We start from the raw sequence: 15,499 nt of genomic DNA on the forward strand, positions 1-15,499 counted from the left end.
AAGTGCGGCAAGAAACTGCATGCTTTGCTTTTACACGGCAGAATTGTCTATGATTCCACCTAAATTTACTCTATGCCGAAAACAAGACTGCAACAAAGCCAGCCTCCCTTTCGGGACAAGCCATGTTACAGTCTTGGTTTTATCAGTCGATCTCGACAGAAACCTTGTCATTGGTGCGGGTTGCTGCGGCACGCATTACCACGCGGATGGCTTTGGCAATACGCCCCTGCTTGCCGATCACCCGGCCCATGTCATCCTCCGCTACATGCAGATGATATACGACGGATCCGTCTTCAGACGGCTCGTCCACCTGCACGGCAACGGCCTCGGGATGCTCAACGAGCCCCTGGGCGATCGTAACCAGTAATTTCTCCATCGGTAGATCTCCTCCGATCTTTTAAATCACTCCGTGCTTCTTGAACAGTGCTTTCACAGTATCGGTGGGCTGAGCGCCGTTAGACATCCATTTCTTCGCCTTTTCTGCATCTACCTTCACAACAGAGGGCTCCTCCATGGGATTGTAATAGCCAATCTCCTCAATGAAGCGGCCATCGCGGGGGAAGCGGGAATCCGCTACCACAATACGATAAAAGGGAGCTTTCTTAGCGCCCATTCTGCGCAATCTGATCTTTACTGCCATACAAAACAACCTCCAAAAAATATGATTCTAAATTTAATATATGTGATTCACTTGAAAGGATTTTGTCCTTTTTGAATGAATTCCCTGATTGAGTGGGGCTTAAAACGGCATACTGCCCGGCCCGGGCATTCCCGGCATTCCGGGGAACCTCTTCTTTTTCTTCATTCCCTTGACTTGCTTCATCATCTTCTGCATCTGCTCAAACTGCTTCAGCAGACGGTTGACGTCCTCCACCTTCATTCCGCAACCGGCAGCAATGCGCCGCTTGCGGGACGGGTTGATCACAGTGGGATTCTCACGTTCCTCCGGCGTCATCGAAAGAATGATTGCGGCGGAACGATCCATGATGCGCTCGTCGATGTCCACGTCTTTAATCTGCTTATCTATGCCCGGGAGCTTCGACAGCACAGATTTGAGCGGGCCCATCTTTTTCATCTGATTAAACTGATCAAGCAGGTCGTTCAGATCCATTTTGTTCTGCATCATTTTGCGGGCGGTTTGTTCCGCCGTTTTTTTATCGATGCTCTGCTGAACGTCCTCAATCAGCGTCAGCACGTCGCCCATCCCCAGAATACGGGAGGCCATTCGGTCGGGGTGGAATACCTCCAGATCCGTCAGCTTTTCGCCGATGCCCGCGTATTTGATGGGCTTACCGGTGACCGCGCGCACAGAAAGCGCCGCGCCGCCTCGGGTATCGCCGTCGAGCTTTGTGAGGATCACACCCGAAATATCAAGAAGATCGTCAAAGGTTTTTGCAACGTTCACCGCTTCCTGACCGGTCATGGAGTCGACCACCAGAAGAATTTCCTGCGGCTCGAGTGCGCTCTTGAGTTCTTTGAGCTCGTTCATCAGCTCTTCGTCAATTTGCAGACGACCGGCGGTATCGAGAATCAGGATATCGTTGCCGTAGTCTCTGGCATGGCGCACCGCAGCGCGGCAAATCTCCACCGGCTTTGTGCTGCCCTGCTCAAACACGGGAACCCCGGCCTGAGAACCGACCACCTGCAGCTGCTTGATCGCGGCGGGGCGGTAAATATCGCACGCCACCAGCATGGGGCGGCGCCCCTGCTTTTTCAGCATGGCAGCCAGCTTACCCGCGTGGGTCGTTTTACCGGCACCCTGCAGACCGCACAGCATCACAATCGTGGGCGGTTTTGACGCTTCATTTAGGCGAGACTGCTGCCCACCCATCAGCTCAGTGAGTTCTTCATCTACAATCTTAATAACCATCTGCGCCGGAGTCAGGCTTTCCATCACCTGCGTACCGATGGCGCGTTCGGTCACCTTATTGGTAAAATCTTTTGCAACCTTGTAGTTGACGTCGGCTTCCAGCAATGCGAGGCGAACCTCGCGCATGGCGGCTTTAACGTCGGCTTCGGTCAGCTTCCCTTTGGATTTCAGATTTTTAAAGGCGGTGCTGAGCTTTTCCGCCAATCCTTCAAACGCCACTGCTTTTCAAATCCTTTCGTCTACTCTTCACACAACTGCCTGGCGGTTTCTTCAATCAAAACCACGTCCTGCTGCACATCCTGTGAAAAGATGGATTGCGAGTTATAAATGCGGATTCGCTCGGCCGCGTCGCGGATTTGCTCGAGCCCCTCGCGCATTTCGCGAAAGCGCCGCGCAAGGCCAAGGCGTTCTTCCATTTCTAAAAGCTGGGATTCCGCCCGCTTGATCGAATCGCGCACCCCCTGCCGGGTAATGCCCTCGTTATCGGCGATTTCCGCAAGGGACAAATCATCATTATAATAATACTCGATCACACAGCGTTGCTTGTCGGTGAGCATATCGCCGTAAAAATCCAGCAGAAGAGATATTTCCAGATTTTTTGCCATACTGCACCCTCATTCGCTGTAAAGTCAGTACCTTTCTGTAAAGCCAAATCCTTTACAGAATTGAATTATACAGGAATCGGCTTAAAAAGTCAAGCGTTTTTCAGCTGATTCTGCTCTTTTTCAAATAATCCTGCAGCCTGCCCGCTAAATCACCCGAATCGCCTGTAAAGCTTTCACCCAGCCATTCTTTGAGACGCTCCTTTAACTTGCTGCCGGCATCGGACAAAGTGCTGCTCGCCTGAAATAAAACGCCATTTTCCTGCACCTTGAAAAGCCCGAGTGAAAAACCGGCCTGCACTGCACGCTCAGACTCCAGATAGGGTTTTAAGTCCACAGTAATCATATTATCTACTCTGGTAATGCCATTCGGCAGCTCTTTTGCGAACATGCGGTTCAGCGCAAACTTAGGTGAAACGTTCAGCCTGCCCAGCCGAACCTGCCGAACCTCAATGTTCAGGCACTCGTTCGCCGCGTCATACACCACCTTGCACTGCGACGTAACCCCCAGGTTTTTCCCCCGCCAGGTAATGGGAGTATAGGCGGTCACGGTGTCCTCTTCCGGGAACGTAAGGTAGATTTGGTTGGGCTGAAATTTTGCCTTACTCAGATAATTCTGAACATCTTGCAGATGGTACGCGGCATAAGCGTTGACCTCCGCTTCGCTGAAAACCACCGGATCACCGGTAAGCATTGCCTTTGCGGCAGGACGAAGCAAATCTTGTGACGGGGCGGGGTTGTACTTGCCCGCGAGATCATCCGTCAGCATCATTCGGTAAGGGATAAAAACCGCGAGACCGAGAACAACAACGACCCCCAACGTAATCAGCCCCCAACGGGGAATTGGCATATGCAAATCAAACAGCTCCTTTCCAGACGGTGTTACCAAAAAAATCAGGCCAATCAAATCTTGTCGCAGACAAATCTGCCTGCAAACCAGACTCCCTGCTGTTTTGTATGGAGCCTGATTTGCGGGTATCCCGCAATGCCTGTCGCACAATGATTCGATGGCCCTCAGCCGCCCGGAGGCGGCTTACTTGAGTTCTACAATGGTTACGCCGGATTCCCCTTCCCCGAAAACGCCCAACCGGTACGTTCGCACAGAGGGATGGCGGCGCAAATGCTGCTGTATCGCCGTACGCAGCACACCGGTACCCTTGCCGTGAATAATGGTAAGCTGGTGAATACCGGACAGCAGGGCCGAATCAATCGCGCGGTCTACGCTCATAACGGCCTCGATTGAGTCCTCGCCGCGCACATCCATCTCTGTCATCACCGGCGCATCAGAGCGTTTCGGCACGTTTCTTGTGCCGCTGCGGCGCGCTTTACGGTTCTGAGTTTTCTGGTCGAGCAGGCGAAGATTCTCTACGGGAACCCTTGTCTTAATGATACCAGCCTGCACTAGCACTTTTTTGTCGTCTGGTGCCGGAGTTTCGATTACTGTGCCTTCTTTGTCAATATCAAAAATCAGCACATCGTCGCCGGCTTTGAGCGGACGGGGCAGAACGTAGGTTTCCGACTCCTTCTGGCTCACCGGGTCGGAGGCACTCTCTAGGTCGCGCATGCCGGCTTTCATTCTGGCCCGCTGCTCGGCAGTCATGCTCTTTGCGCCCTGGCGCTTCATTTCCTCCAGCTCTTCGAGCATCGCGTCGGCCTGTGCGCGGGTACGTGCCACCAGTTGCGCCGCTCTTTCGCGAGCCTGCTCCATCTCCTTCGCGGCCTCGCGCTCCAAACGCTCACGGTATTCCCTCGCCTCACGGCTGATTCGCTGCGCCTCGGCGTTTTGCTCCCGCGCCTGCAAGCGCTCCGTCTCGAGCTGCTGTCGGCTTTGCTCCAAATTCTGAACCACATCTTCAAACCGGCGGTTTTCTCCCGAAACCAGCTCGCGGGCACGGTCAACAATCTCTTGATTCAGACCGAGGCGACCCGAAATGGCAAACGCGTTTGAGCGCCCCGGTACGCCGATCAAGAGGCGGTACGTCGGCCGCAGGGTGGCAACATCAAATTCACAGCTGCCGTTTTCCACGCCCGCGGTTTGCAACGCGTAGACCTTGAGTTCTGCATAGTGGGTCGTGGCGGCAACCCGCGCATGTTTGCCGCGAAGCGCCTCCAGAATCGCCATGGCCAGCGCCGCTCCCTCAACCGGGTCAGTGCCGGCGCCAAGCTCATCAAGCAGAATGAGGCTATGCTCGTCTGCCTGATCAATGATCTGTATGATATTCGTCATATGCGCGGAAAATGTACTGAGCGACTGCTCGATGCTCTGTTCGTCGCCGATGTCGGCCAGCACCTGATGAAACACTGAAATTTCGCTGTTGTCGGCCACAGGCAGCATCAGCCCACACATGGCCATGAGCGTTAAAAGGCCTAGCGTTTTCAGTGTAACCGTCTTACCGCCTGTGTTCGGGCCAGTGATCACAAGCGTATCGAACGTAGTGCCCAATTCTATGTTCATCGGCACAACCATCTTGGGGTCGATCAGAGGGTGCCGCGCCTGATTCAGCAGGATTCTGCCCGTATCGTTCACCTTCGGCACGCTGGCCTTCATTTTATAAGCGAGCTGCCCCTTGGCGAACACCAGATCAAGCCCTACCGCCGCATGGTAGCTTTCAATAATGAGGTCTGCAAAGCCTCCCGCCTCTGTGGAGAGCTCCGCCAGAATTCGCTCGATTTCGGCGCTTTCGCGCGACTGAAGCACCCGGACTTCGTTGTTAGCCTCCACCACGCCCATCGGCTCCACAAATACAGTTGCGCCGCTGGAGGAGGTGTCGTGTACCAAGCCGGGAATTTCACCGCGGCACTCTGCCTTGACCGGAACAACGTAGCGCCCGCCGCGCATTGTCACGATGGGGTCCTGCAGGAATTTCTGGTATGCCACCGAACGGATCATTTTATCGAGCTGCTCGCGCACGCGGGAGGATGCCGCACGGATACGGCGACGGATGGAGGCAAGCTCCGGAGAAGCGCTATCGGCTACTTCTTCCTCTGAAATCACAACCGCGTTGATCTTTTCTTCGAGATATTTATTGGGGACGACGGATTCAAACCGCCAGTCGAGCGTCGTTTTCACGCCCTCGCTTTTGCGGCGCCAGTCTGAAATTGCGCGCATGGAGCGCAACACTCCCGCAATCCGCAAAAAATTCACAAGGCTCAGCACCCCACCCGCCTGCGCGCGGCGCAGGGGATTCGCGACGTTTTTCAGCCCGCTGAACGAAGGCGAACCGAATTTTGCCATTAAGACGAATGCGTCGTCTGTCTCCTGCAAGCGGCGGCGCACCTCGTCGGTGGAAGCGGCGGGCTCAAGCGCAAGCGCCTGCTCTGAAGCATCCTCACTGGCGGTTTGCTCCGCCAGAAGCTTTAAAATTTTATCCAGTTCCACAGCGGCGCTGTGCCGCTGAACATTATATTTTTGCATGGAAGTTCCTTTCTTACAATACTACTTAAAGCAGTTGTTCCTCCTGTAGTTCCACTGCCAAAGATTTTTCAAAGCAGTGAAACACGCCCTTGCGCAGCAGGATTCTGCCGCAATGCTCGTAGCCAATCGCCCGGTACAGCCGGATGGCCGGCTGATTCCCCGGGAATGCATCCAGCCGGATAGCCGAATATCCGTTTTCGCGAAAATACTCCTCCGCCATTCGTGCAATCTTTTTCCCGCAGCCCTGGCCCTGATGCCCAGCATCAACGCAAAGGCGGTGAATCACCCCGATTTTTCCGGTATGATACTGCCAATCCACATAACGGTACTGCGGCTCCTGATCATCATTTAAAACAACGGAGGCCGCCAGCCCGTCGTCATCCTCCAGTACATACAATTCCTGATTCGTAATATCCTGCGCCAGAACTTCTTCATTCGGGTAAACATCATCCCACTGGTCAATTCCCTGAAGGCGCATCAGCTCGATAGAACCAAGATACAAATCCAGAAGGCAGGGCAAGTCCTCTTGCTGTGCCCTTCGAAAAATCAGCTTTTGATCCATGGTGTTCCTCCCGCCCGGCTAAGGCCGGGCCATTTGATGATAAAAATCAAGTGTGGCAAAGCGCCGCTGTACGGTACTCAGCAGATATTGCTCAGAGGCATCCGCCAACAGGCGCAGGCCGTCATCCGACAGGCGAAACGAAAACAGCTTGTCAAAATCTGCATAGATCGTGTGGCGCAGCGCCGTCATTACGCCGCGCGGAAGCGGAATGGCCGGTTCTCCCTGCAGCGCCGCGGGTGAAAAGCAGTCCCCGCACACGATCACCCCGCTGTGGGGCAGAAAAAACATCACATCCGCCTCATAGCAGCCGCAGTCGCGGCAACAGACCAGATTCGGCATGTACCCGGCCAGCGCCAGCATGCGCATTTCCACCACAGCCTTCATTTGCAGGCCGGGCCGCAGCCCTTTTGCCAGAAAATGCAGCGAATTGAGCATTAAACGCAAAAAATCCCCCGCCTCTGTTTCTTCGGGAGCCAGTACGACGGCCAACTCGCAAAAATATTGGGCAAGGGACAGCCTTTCCATATCCAGGCGCAGATCAAAAAAGGATTCGATCGGCCAAGCGTCGTTAATTATGTACTTATCCCGCCCCTTATAAACAGAAAGGCGGGAATAACTGAGTAATTGAGTGGAGGACAATTTTCGGTTCTGCAGGCGCTTCGCCTGCTGTGCAAACGCGCGGATGACTCCCTCGTCACGGGTTAAAACCGTAACGAGCCGGTCACTTTCACCCACGCTCTTCTCCATAAGGACTAAGCCCTCGGTATTGATTTGCATACTCATCCTCCTCGGGCTGCCGGTCTAAGGTCTGCTGATTTATGGCCTGTGTTAGCCTTGCATAGTGCAAATAAGCCTCCACACTGCCGGTCTGCTGAAAAACATTCCAAGCCAGTTCTCTGTCCACAAAAAACGCCTCCCAAAAAAGAATCCCAAGAAGAGTATTTGCAGTTCAGAGAACAGTATGAGAGGAAAATAAAAGAACGTTCGCCAATATTTGACAAACTATTCGCAATTTTTCTGCTACTGGAAGGAATTTGAATCGTATCCTAAGGAGCGCAGCAGGTTCTCGCGGTTGCGCCAATCCTCCTTTACCTTGACCCAAAGCTGGAGGTTGATCTTGCAGTCGAAAAACCGTTCCATGTCCTCGCGGGCGTACGTACCAATCTTTTTCAGCATGGAACCGTTCTTGCCGATCAGAATGCCTTTGTGCGTGTCGCGCTCGCAGTAAATCACCGCCTGAACATCGGTAATACCGCTGCCGTCCTCGCGCTCCTTCATTCTCTCTACCGCCACGGCGATCCCATGGGGAATCTCTTTATCCGTCAGGCGAAGAATTTTCTCACGCACCATCTCGGCCGCTAGAACGCGCTCCGGCTGGTCGGTAAGGGTATCGTCCGCAAAGAAATGCCCGCCGGGCTGCGCCAGTTTCATCAGCTCCTGTTTCAGCAGCTCCATTCCGTTGCCGTCCTTAGCGGATACAGGAACCACTGCCTCAAACCCGAATTTCTGCGCGAACGCGCCGATCTGCGCCATCAGCGGAGATTTATCCCCCAGCGTGTCAATTTTATTAATCGCGAGAATCGCAGGCAGGCCCATCGAACTGAATTTTTCTATCAGCTCGTGATCCGCAGGGCTGATGTGGGTACCCGCTTCTGCAACGAGGAGGCAGGCGTCTACACCCGCCACGGATTCCGTAACGGATTTGACCATATAATCCCCCAGCCGCGTACGCGGCTTGTGCAGACCGGGCGTGTCCAAAAACACCAGCTGGGTATCCCCCTCGGTCAACACTCCCATAATGCGGGTACGGGTGGTCTGCGGTTTGCTGCTGACGATCGCAACCTTCTGACCCAGCAAGCGGTTCAAAATAGATGATTTCCCAACATTGGGGCGTCCCACAATGGCGATAAACGCGGTTTTTCCGGCAGTTTCCTGCATTTGATTCAATTCCGACAAAAGAAAGCTCCTTTTTCTATAGCGATGCCGCTTTCAGAAAGTGAGCGGTTTTGTTTCCTCCTCCGCCTTTGGCGGGAACAGAAGCAACCAGCTTTAGAAGCGCATCGACTATGATCCTATAATTTCTATTTTTATTTTTTATTATAATTGCGGTGAAGATAATCGCGGATGCCGACCGGCCCCAGCAGAATATACACCGCACAAGCAGCCGTAGCCAGCGTAAGCGCAAACAGATACAGAGGATGATACAAAAACAGCCGTGCAATGGAAAGCAGCACAACCGGCCGCCAGAACAGACACAGACCAACACCAACGGCAAAACCGGCAAACACCAGCACCGCACCCGCCGCCAGGTCTTTGATAATACGCACGACGGGGTGAAAGCTTGAAGCCAGCATATCTGATATTTCCTCGGCCACCGTATTGAACAGCTCCGCACCCATTACCATAGCAAAGGTGATAAGCAGCAGCGCATACTGCGTGCGGGTCAAGTCAAAAAAGAACGAAAAAGCGAACACATACAACGCCGCCACTGTATGGATCCGCATGTTCCGCTCGTTATTGATGCAGTATATCACGCCCCGAAAAGCATATTTTAGGCTTTTCAGAAAGCGCTTTTTTCGTTTACTCTTCATCCTCATCCAAAACGTAGCTGCTGGTACTCGGGAGCCCCAGCTGTGTCATTACCTGCTCCTCTTTTTCGCGCATGCGAACGCGGTCCATCCCGCCCTGCTCGTGGTCGTAACCCAGCAGATGCAGCATGGAATGAGCGCAGAGATACCCCACCTCGCGCTCCAGGCTGTGGCCGTAACGGTCGGCCTGCTCCACCGCTTTTTCCATAGAAAGAACAATGTCGCCCAGAATTTTTGCTCCGGTATCGTGATTTTCATCGTACTGCCCGTCTTCGCCCATCGGGAAGCTCAGCACATCCGTGGGAACATCCTTATCACGGTACTGGCCGTTCAGCTCGCGAATCTGCTCGTTATTGACAAAGGTCACGCTGATTTCCGCCGGATAGGGGAACTGTTCCAGGCGCAGAACCGCGTTGCAGCAGCGGCGAATCAGCATCCGCAGTCCAGTGGGAATTTTTACTTCCTTTTGTTTATTATCAATGATCACTCTGATTTTTTCCATCTCTATCTCCTGCTCTCTTCATTCTTTTCATAAGCCTTGATGATGTCCTGCACCAGACGGTGGCGCACAACATCCTTTTCGCTGAATCTGACCTGCGCAATGTCATCGATGTTCTTCAAAATCCGCATCACGTCTTTCAGGCCGGAACGCTTGCCGTCCGGCAGATCGATCTGCGTCACATCGCCGGTAATTACCATTTTAGAGTTAAAGCCTAATCGGGTCAGAAACATTTTCATCTGTTCGGGGGAGGTGTTCTGCGCCTCATCCAAAATGATGAAGCTGTCGTCCAGCGTTCTGCCGCGCATATACGCCAGCGGCGCCACTTCAATATTGCCGCGCTCGAGATATTTTTGGTACGTTTCCGCTCCCAGCATATCGAACAGCGCATCGTACAAAGGGCGCAGGTAAGGGTCTACCTTCTGCTGTAAATCGCCCGGCAAAAAACCCAGCTTTTCGCCGGCCTCCACTGCGGGCCGGGTCAGGATGATCCGGTTGACCTCCTGAGCGCGGAACGCCGTGACCGCCATGGCCACAGCGAGGTATGTTTTACCGGTACCGGCGGGCCCCACACCAATGGTGATGGTGTTCTGCCGGATCTGATTGCAGTAATTTTTCTGCCCGAGCGTTTTGGGCTTTACGGGCTTGCCCTTCGACGTAATGCAGATGCAGTCGCCCGCCAAGGTCTCGATTTTTTCTTCGCTGCCGTCGTTGATAAGGGAGATGCAGTAGCGCACATTCTGCTCGCTGAGTGCTTCCCCTCTGTTTATAAGGGAAAGAAGGCTTTCGATGACACGAACCGTCTTCCCTACATTTTCAGGCTCACCGGAAACCTTGATTTCCGCTCCGCGCCCAACAACGTTGACTTGATATTCCTTTTCCACCAGCTTAATATTTTCATCGAAGCTGCCGAAAAGCGCAACGGCTTGCTCCATGCGATCGATATTAATGCGTTGCTCAAACATTCTTTCACCTTTCGCCATCTCTGCATTTCTTGTATATTATAACATGATTCGCACCATCCGTCATCAGAAATACAATAAAAATTCAATAAAATTATTCACAAAATTTCTATGGTTTAAACAGTATTTCTGATTCAAGCGCGATATTTTCTTCGCATTGGCAGTACAGAGTCATGCGGTAAACAGACCCGTCGATTTTCCCGGAAAGATTGGACGAAAGAATCTTCACATCTTTCCATTCCTGCTGTTTTAATTCCTCCATTTTTACATTGGCCTGTGCCTCGGCCTGCGCCTCGGTCAGGGTGACTTGCTCCCGCGATTGCTCCGACCAGGTTTCGGTGTAGACCGAAATCGGCAGATCGCCCGTTTTGCCTTTGAGCGTAACACGCTGCGATGCCTTTTGGTACTCGCCCTGCGGGCGGCCCGTGAGGGACAGAGGTAGCTCCAGACCAAAAATCCGCACGCTGCGGCGGACAATCTGTTTGCCTGTCGGGCGCAGGACAGTCTGCTTCATTGGGATTTCGACCACAAGGCTTTTTTCGGTTTCAGCGATGATTCTGCCGGAAGAGCGCATCATCCGCGTTCCGCCGAAGGTGTTGTCTGCGACGCCACTGACCAGCAGCTGGCCCTTTACCACCGCGTCCCCCACCTTTACCTGCAACACTCCGCCTGTAACCTCCAGCTTTAAAATCTGCCCGGAGGCGGAGGCTTTCAGATTACTGATCTTTTCCTGATTTTCCGCTTCGGGGTGCTTGATCTGCTCTTCCAGAGCAATTTCTACCGTACAGCCCTGCGTATTGACCGACAGCCATGAAACATCCGGAAAGGCGATCATCAACCGGCGCTGCAGCTCCTGATATTCCAGTCGGCTTTTCAGCGCGCCGGGAGAAAGCCCCAGGTTTTTTGCCTCCGCAATGATTTTATCGCCGGGAATACTGGTGTTCCCGGTAACCTGAACGCTCCATACATACATAGAGAAGACATGCAGTGTAAAAGCAAACAGAGCCAACCCCACCAGCAGCCCTTTTCTGGCGGAAACTTTTTTCCACAGGAAAGGCAGACCGTGGCGCTCGCCCGCTTTGAGGCGCACCCGGGCTTTTCGCGCGATTGGGCGCAGCTCTTCATACCGCCCGACCACGATGGACGCAGTGAAAAAATTCTCCGCGCGCCCAATGCGCCAAAGCGCCACACCCTGCCGGGCACACAGATTTAGAAAGCGCTCACACGCACCCTTTCTGCGCGGGTAAATTTGGAATTCCACCCAACCCAGAATCCAGCGCACAAAAGCAATCGACCCCATTGTCACACCTCACGTTATAAATTCCAGTCCTGTCAGATATCCTTCTACTACCAGAGAATCCGCCGTCAGGCATTTGATCTTGAGGCCCCGCCCTGTAAAGCGGACACTCATCTTTCCCGCGCGTACCCGTATCGCTTCTTCGCTGTATTCCAGAACACCGCCGCAGCCCTCTAAAACCGCTTCGCGGTTCCCGCTGATTTCCATGCGGAATCCGCTGAGCAGCGAAGGCGGAGGAAGATTTGGCTCGTTCAATTGCTTTTTCTTCACCGCCACACCTCATCCCGTGATTTTTCTAAATTTGCGATACTCTGCAAATAAATAACAGAAACCTAGGCGTTTCTCCTTCACCGAAGGCGGGAAGAAACAACAGCCGCGATTTCGCTTTATATAGCAGAATACTATAAACTTATGCAATCCGGGATATAAAAATCACCCGGATTCATATACATGATTTGAGGTGAAGCATATGTATTCCGGTAAAGTATTTTCCGCGCTGTTCGCCGCCGCTTTTGGAGCGGGGCTTTTGTTTTTGCCTGCCGCGGCGACATCGGGCGCCATACGGGGGTTGGAGTACTGTCTGATTATTTTGGTACCTTCCCTGTTCCCGTTTATGGCGCTTTCCACCTACCTGGTAAAATCGGGGATTTCTGACGCCATGGGCAAGTTTCTGAGCCCGGTGACACGGGTTCTGTTCCGCCTGCCCGGTTGTACCGCCGCCACCATCCTGATGAGCATGATCGGCGGGTTCCCGGTCGGTGCGCGGGGAATCGCCGCTTTGCATCAGCAGGGCAGCATTACCGATCGCCAGGCGGCCCGCATGGCCTCGTTCTGTGTGAACGCCGGCCCGGCGTTTGTCATCAGCGTGGTTGGGGTCGGGCTGCTGGGGAACCCGACTGCCGGCGCCATTCTGCTCAGCGCCCAGCTGGGGGCCTCCGTTTTGCTGGGATTCCTTTTAAAGTTTTCAGAGCCGAAAGAATCTCTTTCCGCAGCGCCCGCGGAGCGTGCCAAGCACAGCTCTTCCCCGCTGATTGATTCCACGGTGGACGCTGCCAGAGGAACCATGAATTTGTGCGCCTTTGTGATCCTGTTTTCGGTATTGATCGCGCTGCTGCGTGAAATCGGGGGCGCCGCCTTTCTGGCACAATTTCTGCTTCGTCTGGGGATGCCCTCCGCCGTATGCGGCTCCGCCCTTTCAGTGATCATGGAAGTAACCGGCGGCTGCTTTGATATTGCGGCTCTGGGCGGCAGCGCGATGCTGTTTGCTTTCGCCATGGGCTGGGGTGGGATTTGCGTTCATTTTCAGGTGCTGTCGTCCCTGACAAAAATTCCGTTTTCCCGCTCGATGTTCTTTGCCCACCAGCTGATCAAGGGAATTTTCTCGGCTATTTTCGCTATTGTGCTGTTCCAGATTTTTCCACAGGCAGCCCCCGCGTTCCAGAATACCTCCCGCTCCCTAAACGGAGAGCTTTCCGGCAGCCCTGCCGCGGCGGCCGCGCTGGTGATACTCTGTATTGTTCTGCTCTGCTCCGTCGGGGCGGAAAGGCTGGAATTCCGTAAAAAATCATGCTATAATAACTAAATCATATGCAGGATACCAAGGCCGTAGATTGCCCGGCCCGGAAAATCGGAGGAATTGTTTTGTTCGGACATAAGAAAAAATTATTCGGAAGTCAAATTGAAACCAACTGCGATTACTGCAGCTATAATACAGGAACGGATGAGGAGCCCATGTGTTCCAAAGGCCTGACGATCAGGGAGGACGGCTCCTGCCGTCGCTTTTCCTATGATCCTCTGATGCGCACCCCGCGCGCGCTACCCCCTTTGAGGGAATATGATCTGGATGATTTTAAGCTGTAAGAGCAAAAGGGCCTTCCTCCGAATGAGATTGGAGGAAGACCCTTTTGCTTTCAAAAAAACAAGAAATTTATTGCCTTGGTTGTGTGTCGTCATCCTGCTGCTTCTCAACGCATTTCTGAATGCCCTGAAGAATTCGCGTTAAAAAAGGCGGAAGCGCAACACCGGTTGCCTGAATGTTTTCCAGGATGCTCAGCAGCTCGTTTACCGTTAGCCAAACAGCCACCAGAGAGGCTACCGCGAAGCGAACCGTTACCGGCTCTATTCCGGCCTGACTGCCTGCATACATAAGCAGATAGTCAATTGCAGCCCCTACCCCCACCAGCGCCCACGTGAGTATCTTTTTAACGATACCCCGGATGCTTCGGTAGGAGCTGACCGCTTCCTTCCGATAAACAGAAGCAATGATCCCCGTAACATAGTCGGCCAGACTAGACAAGATCAAAAGGTAAACGGGAACCGCAAGGATTCCCAGCCGGGCAGAAGCTACCGCGAATACGGCAGCCAAACCGGCTTTTATTTTGTCCACATTTTCGCCCCCAGACACCGTTACATCACATTGAAATTGCAGTTGGCGGTTTTTTCTTTGGAGCGAACCTGAATGTGTGCGTGGCGTACCGGCGGCTTTTGAGCTGTGACATCGATCAGCCATCCGCGCCCCGTTGCATCCAGCCTTGGCTCCGAAGCCTGAATCACATCCCGCCCCGTTACAGTTACTTCTGGTTTTTCTTCACATCTGGCAAGAACAGTGTAACGTTCCCCCACAGCCATATCTTTACTACTGGTATCGAGAGAAAGAGGTAAGCTCGACTGTACCGGAGGTGCAGTCGCCGAAAAATTGTTGTAGCCTCCCCTGCGTATGATCTCCGGATACTCCCGAAAGGAAAGGTTCAGGTCAACATCTCCCGTTCCGTTTTTTACTCCGGGAACCCTTCCTGTATTACTGTTCTGCCAAATTGATGCAGGGAATTCATTCGACAGTTCCGTATGATATTGAGCCAGCCACAAATCAAACTGTTTGATTCGGCTCCAGTCCAAGTGGTTTCGCAAAACATCCAGATTCGCGTAGATTGCCACATAATACCCGGCCTGTTTCACCTGATTACACCAGGCTATTACAATATCGGTCAGTTGATCGCGTGGAAGGCTGAGTATCGTATCCTGTTCCACATCCAGTGCCACAGGGTATTCCATTTTGCAGCCCCGGATCAAATTCAGAAAAAACTCAGCCTCTTTTGCGGCTTCTTCCGTTGAAACGGCGTGAGTCCAGTGGTACACACCGGTATGCAGACCGGCCATCGCGGCCTTAGTCAAGTTTTCACTCATGCTGTGATCTGCCAGTGTGTTCCCTTCACTGGATTTGATCATGGCAAAATCGTACCCGGCTTCTTTTACAAGCATCCAGTCGACCTTACCTGTCCCATTGTAAACATCAATTCCTTTTCTGGTAGACATGATAACGCTCCTTTCCCTACCATAAGATGCAAAAAATGGATTACTTGCTCTTCTTTCTGCAAGTAATCCCCCACTTTTTTATATTATGATGGAATAATTCTTTGTCCGCTCTCCCTTTTCAATCATTTACTTCTTCCATCCCACTGTTTTGCAGCGGACGATTCCTTTTTGTAAATTCATACGATATTAAAGTCTCTCGCAACCGGAATCTCGTGATATTTTTTTACCAGATTCTGCGTTAGGTGTATCCATTTGATATAAAATATACTATACTATTCTGGTAAGAAAATCACAGCTTTTCCGATTCGGAATACAAACGTTTAAATTTCGTCTAATTGAAAGATAAAAAATTATCGATCTTGGGTTTCATTCTCTGAAAGGCATTGACAAGC

At 52.7% G+C, this 15,499-nt stretch carries 19 protein-coding genes; 2 read left to right on the forward strand and 17 right to left on the reverse strand.

The features are described from left to right. Positions 1 to 142: 142 nt before the first annotated feature. From QOS46_RS04890 to QOS46_RS04960, 15 genes are all read right to left on the reverse strand, one after another. Entirely contained in the window at positions 143 to 376 is a 234-nt protein-coding gene (locus QOS46_RS04890; RefSeq protein ID WP_283607705.1) for a KH domain-containing protein, read from the reverse strand. Positions 377 to 397: 21 nt separating this feature from the next. After that, complete coding sequence (rpsP, locus tag QOS46_RS04895; protein WP_283607707.1) at positions 398 to 640, reverse strand: 30S ribosomal protein S16; 243 nt, start codon at positions 638 to 640, stop codon at positions 398 to 400. Positions 641 to 739: 99 nt separating this feature from the next. After that, the gene (gene ffh, locus QOS46_RS04900; protein WP_283607709.1) at positions 740 to 2,089 is read right to left on the reverse strand and encodes a signal recognition particle protein; all 1,350 of its coding nucleotides are present in this window, start codon (positions 2,087 to 2,089) and stop codon (positions 740 to 742) included. A 20-nt stretch (positions 2,090 to 2,109) separates the two neighbouring features. After that, positions 2,110 to 2,475 carry a YlxM family DNA-binding protein gene (gene ylxM, locus QOS46_RS04905; RefSeq protein WP_283607710.1) on the reverse strand — a complete coding sequence of 122 codons (366 nt, stop codon included), beginning with the start codon at positions 2,473 to 2,475 and terminating at the stop codon, positions 2,110 to 2,112. A 100-nt stretch (positions 2,476 to 2,575) separates the two neighbouring features. Next, positions 2,576 to 3,322, reverse strand: a complete 747-nt coding sequence (locus QOS46_RS04910) for a hypothetical protein (RefSeq protein ID WP_283610770.1) — start codon at positions 3,320 to 3,322, stop codon at positions 2,576 to 2,578. A 183-nt stretch (positions 3,323 to 3,505) separates the two neighbouring features. Next, positions 3,506 to 5,887: an endonuclease MutS2 gene (locus QOS46_RS04915; RefSeq protein ID WP_283607711.1), complete on the reverse strand. Its 2,382-nt coding sequence runs from the start codon at positions 5,885 to 5,887 to the stop codon at positions 3,506 to 3,508. 25 nt (positions 5,888 to 5,912) lie between these two features. Next, on the reverse strand, positions 5,913 to 6,449 hold the full coding sequence (locus QOS46_RS04920; protein WP_283607713.1) for a GNAT family N-acetyltransferase: 537 nt from the start codon (positions 6,447 to 6,449) through the stop codon (positions 5,913 to 5,915). An 18-nt stretch (positions 6,450 to 6,467) separates the two neighbouring features. Beyond that, a complete protein-coding gene (gene recO / locus QOS46_RS04925; protein ID WP_283607714.1) occupies positions 6,468 to 7,226 on the reverse strand; it encodes a DNA repair protein RecO in 759 nt (252 codons plus the stop codon). Beyond that, positions 7,177 to 7,353, reverse strand: coding sequence for a YqzL family protein (locus QOS46_RS04930; protein WP_283607716.1), 177 nt, complete (start codon positions 7,351 to 7,353; stop codon positions 7,177 to 7,179). The genes recO and QOS46_RS04930 overlap by 50 nt, the downstream gene beginning before the upstream one ends. Positions 7,354 to 7,469: 116 nt before the next feature. Further along, on the reverse strand, positions 7,470 to 8,405 hold the full coding sequence (gene era, locus QOS46_RS04935; protein WP_283607717.1) for a GTPase Era: 936 nt from the start codon (positions 8,403 to 8,405) through the stop codon (positions 7,470 to 7,472). A 131-nt stretch (positions 8,406 to 8,536) separates the two neighbouring features. Beyond that, positions 8,537 to 9,040 (reverse strand): diacylglycerol kinase family protein, encoded by a 504-nt coding sequence (locus QOS46_RS04940; RefSeq protein WP_283607718.1) that lies wholly within the window; start codon positions 9,038 to 9,040, stop codon positions 8,537 to 8,539. Next, complete coding sequence (gene ybeY / locus QOS46_RS04945; protein WP_283607719.1) at positions 9,030 to 9,539, reverse strand: rRNA maturation RNase YbeY; 510 nt, start codon at positions 9,537 to 9,539, stop codon at positions 9,030 to 9,032. The genes QOS46_RS04940 and ybeY overlap by 11 nt, the downstream gene beginning before the upstream one ends. A gap of 2 nt (positions 9,540 to 9,541) precedes the next feature. Continuing rightward, positions 9,542 to 10,501 carry a PhoH family protein gene (locus tag QOS46_RS04950; RefSeq protein ID WP_283610771.1) on the reverse strand — a complete coding sequence of 320 codons (960 nt, stop codon included), beginning with the start codon at positions 10,499 to 10,501 and terminating at the stop codon, positions 9,542 to 9,544. 106 nt (positions 10,502 to 10,607) lie between these two features. After that, the gene (locus QOS46_RS04955) at positions 10,608 to 11,798 is read right to left on the reverse strand and encodes a sporulation protein YqfD (protein ID WP_283607720.1); all 1,191 of its coding nucleotides are present in this window, start codon (positions 11,796 to 11,798) and stop codon (positions 10,608 to 10,610) included. A 9-nt stretch (positions 11,799 to 11,807) separates the two neighbouring features. Beyond that, a complete protein-coding gene (locus QOS46_RS04960) occupies positions 11,808 to 12,065 on the reverse strand; it encodes a YabP/YqfC family sporulation protein (RefSeq protein WP_283607723.1) in 258 nt (85 codons plus the stop codon). A gap of 199 nt (positions 12,066 to 12,264) precedes the next feature. Between QOS46_RS04960 and QOS46_RS04965 the strand changes: the two genes are divergently transcribed. Both QOS46_RS04965 and QOS46_RS04970 read left to right on the forward strand, forming a co-directional pair. Beyond that, positions 12,265 to 13,377, forward strand: a complete 1,113-nt coding sequence (locus QOS46_RS04965) for a nucleoside recognition domain-containing protein (protein ID WP_283607726.1) — start codon at positions 12,265 to 12,267, stop codon at positions 13,375 to 13,377. 59 nt (positions 13,378 to 13,436) lie between these two features. Further along, positions 13,437 to 13,655: a hypothetical protein gene (locus QOS46_RS04970; RefSeq protein WP_283607728.1), complete on the forward strand. Its 219-nt coding sequence runs from the start codon at positions 13,437 to 13,439 to the stop codon at positions 13,653 to 13,655. Positions 13,656 to 13,722: 67 nt separating this feature from the next. Here the strand turns inward: QOS46_RS04970 and QOS46_RS04975 are convergent, their stop codons facing one another. Continuing rightward, a complete protein-coding gene (locus QOS46_RS04975; protein WP_283607730.1) occupies positions 13,723 to 14,181 on the reverse strand; it encodes a phage holin family protein in 459 nt (152 codons plus the stop codon). Between the two features lie 20 nt (positions 14,182 to 14,201). Beyond that, positions 14,202 to 15,107, reverse strand: coding sequence for a glycoside hydrolase family 25 protein (locus tag QOS46_RS04980; protein WP_283607732.1), 906 nt, complete (start codon positions 15,105 to 15,107; stop codon positions 14,202 to 14,204). Positions 15,108 to 15,499: the final 392 nt, after the last annotated feature.

Origin of the sequence: Faecalispora anaeroviscerum (genome assembly GCF_947568225.1) — a bacterium.
In the GTDB taxonomy this organism is placed as follows: domain Bacteria; phylum Bacillota; class Clostridia; order Oscillospirales; family Acutalibacteraceae; genus Faecalispora; species Faecalispora anaeroviscerum.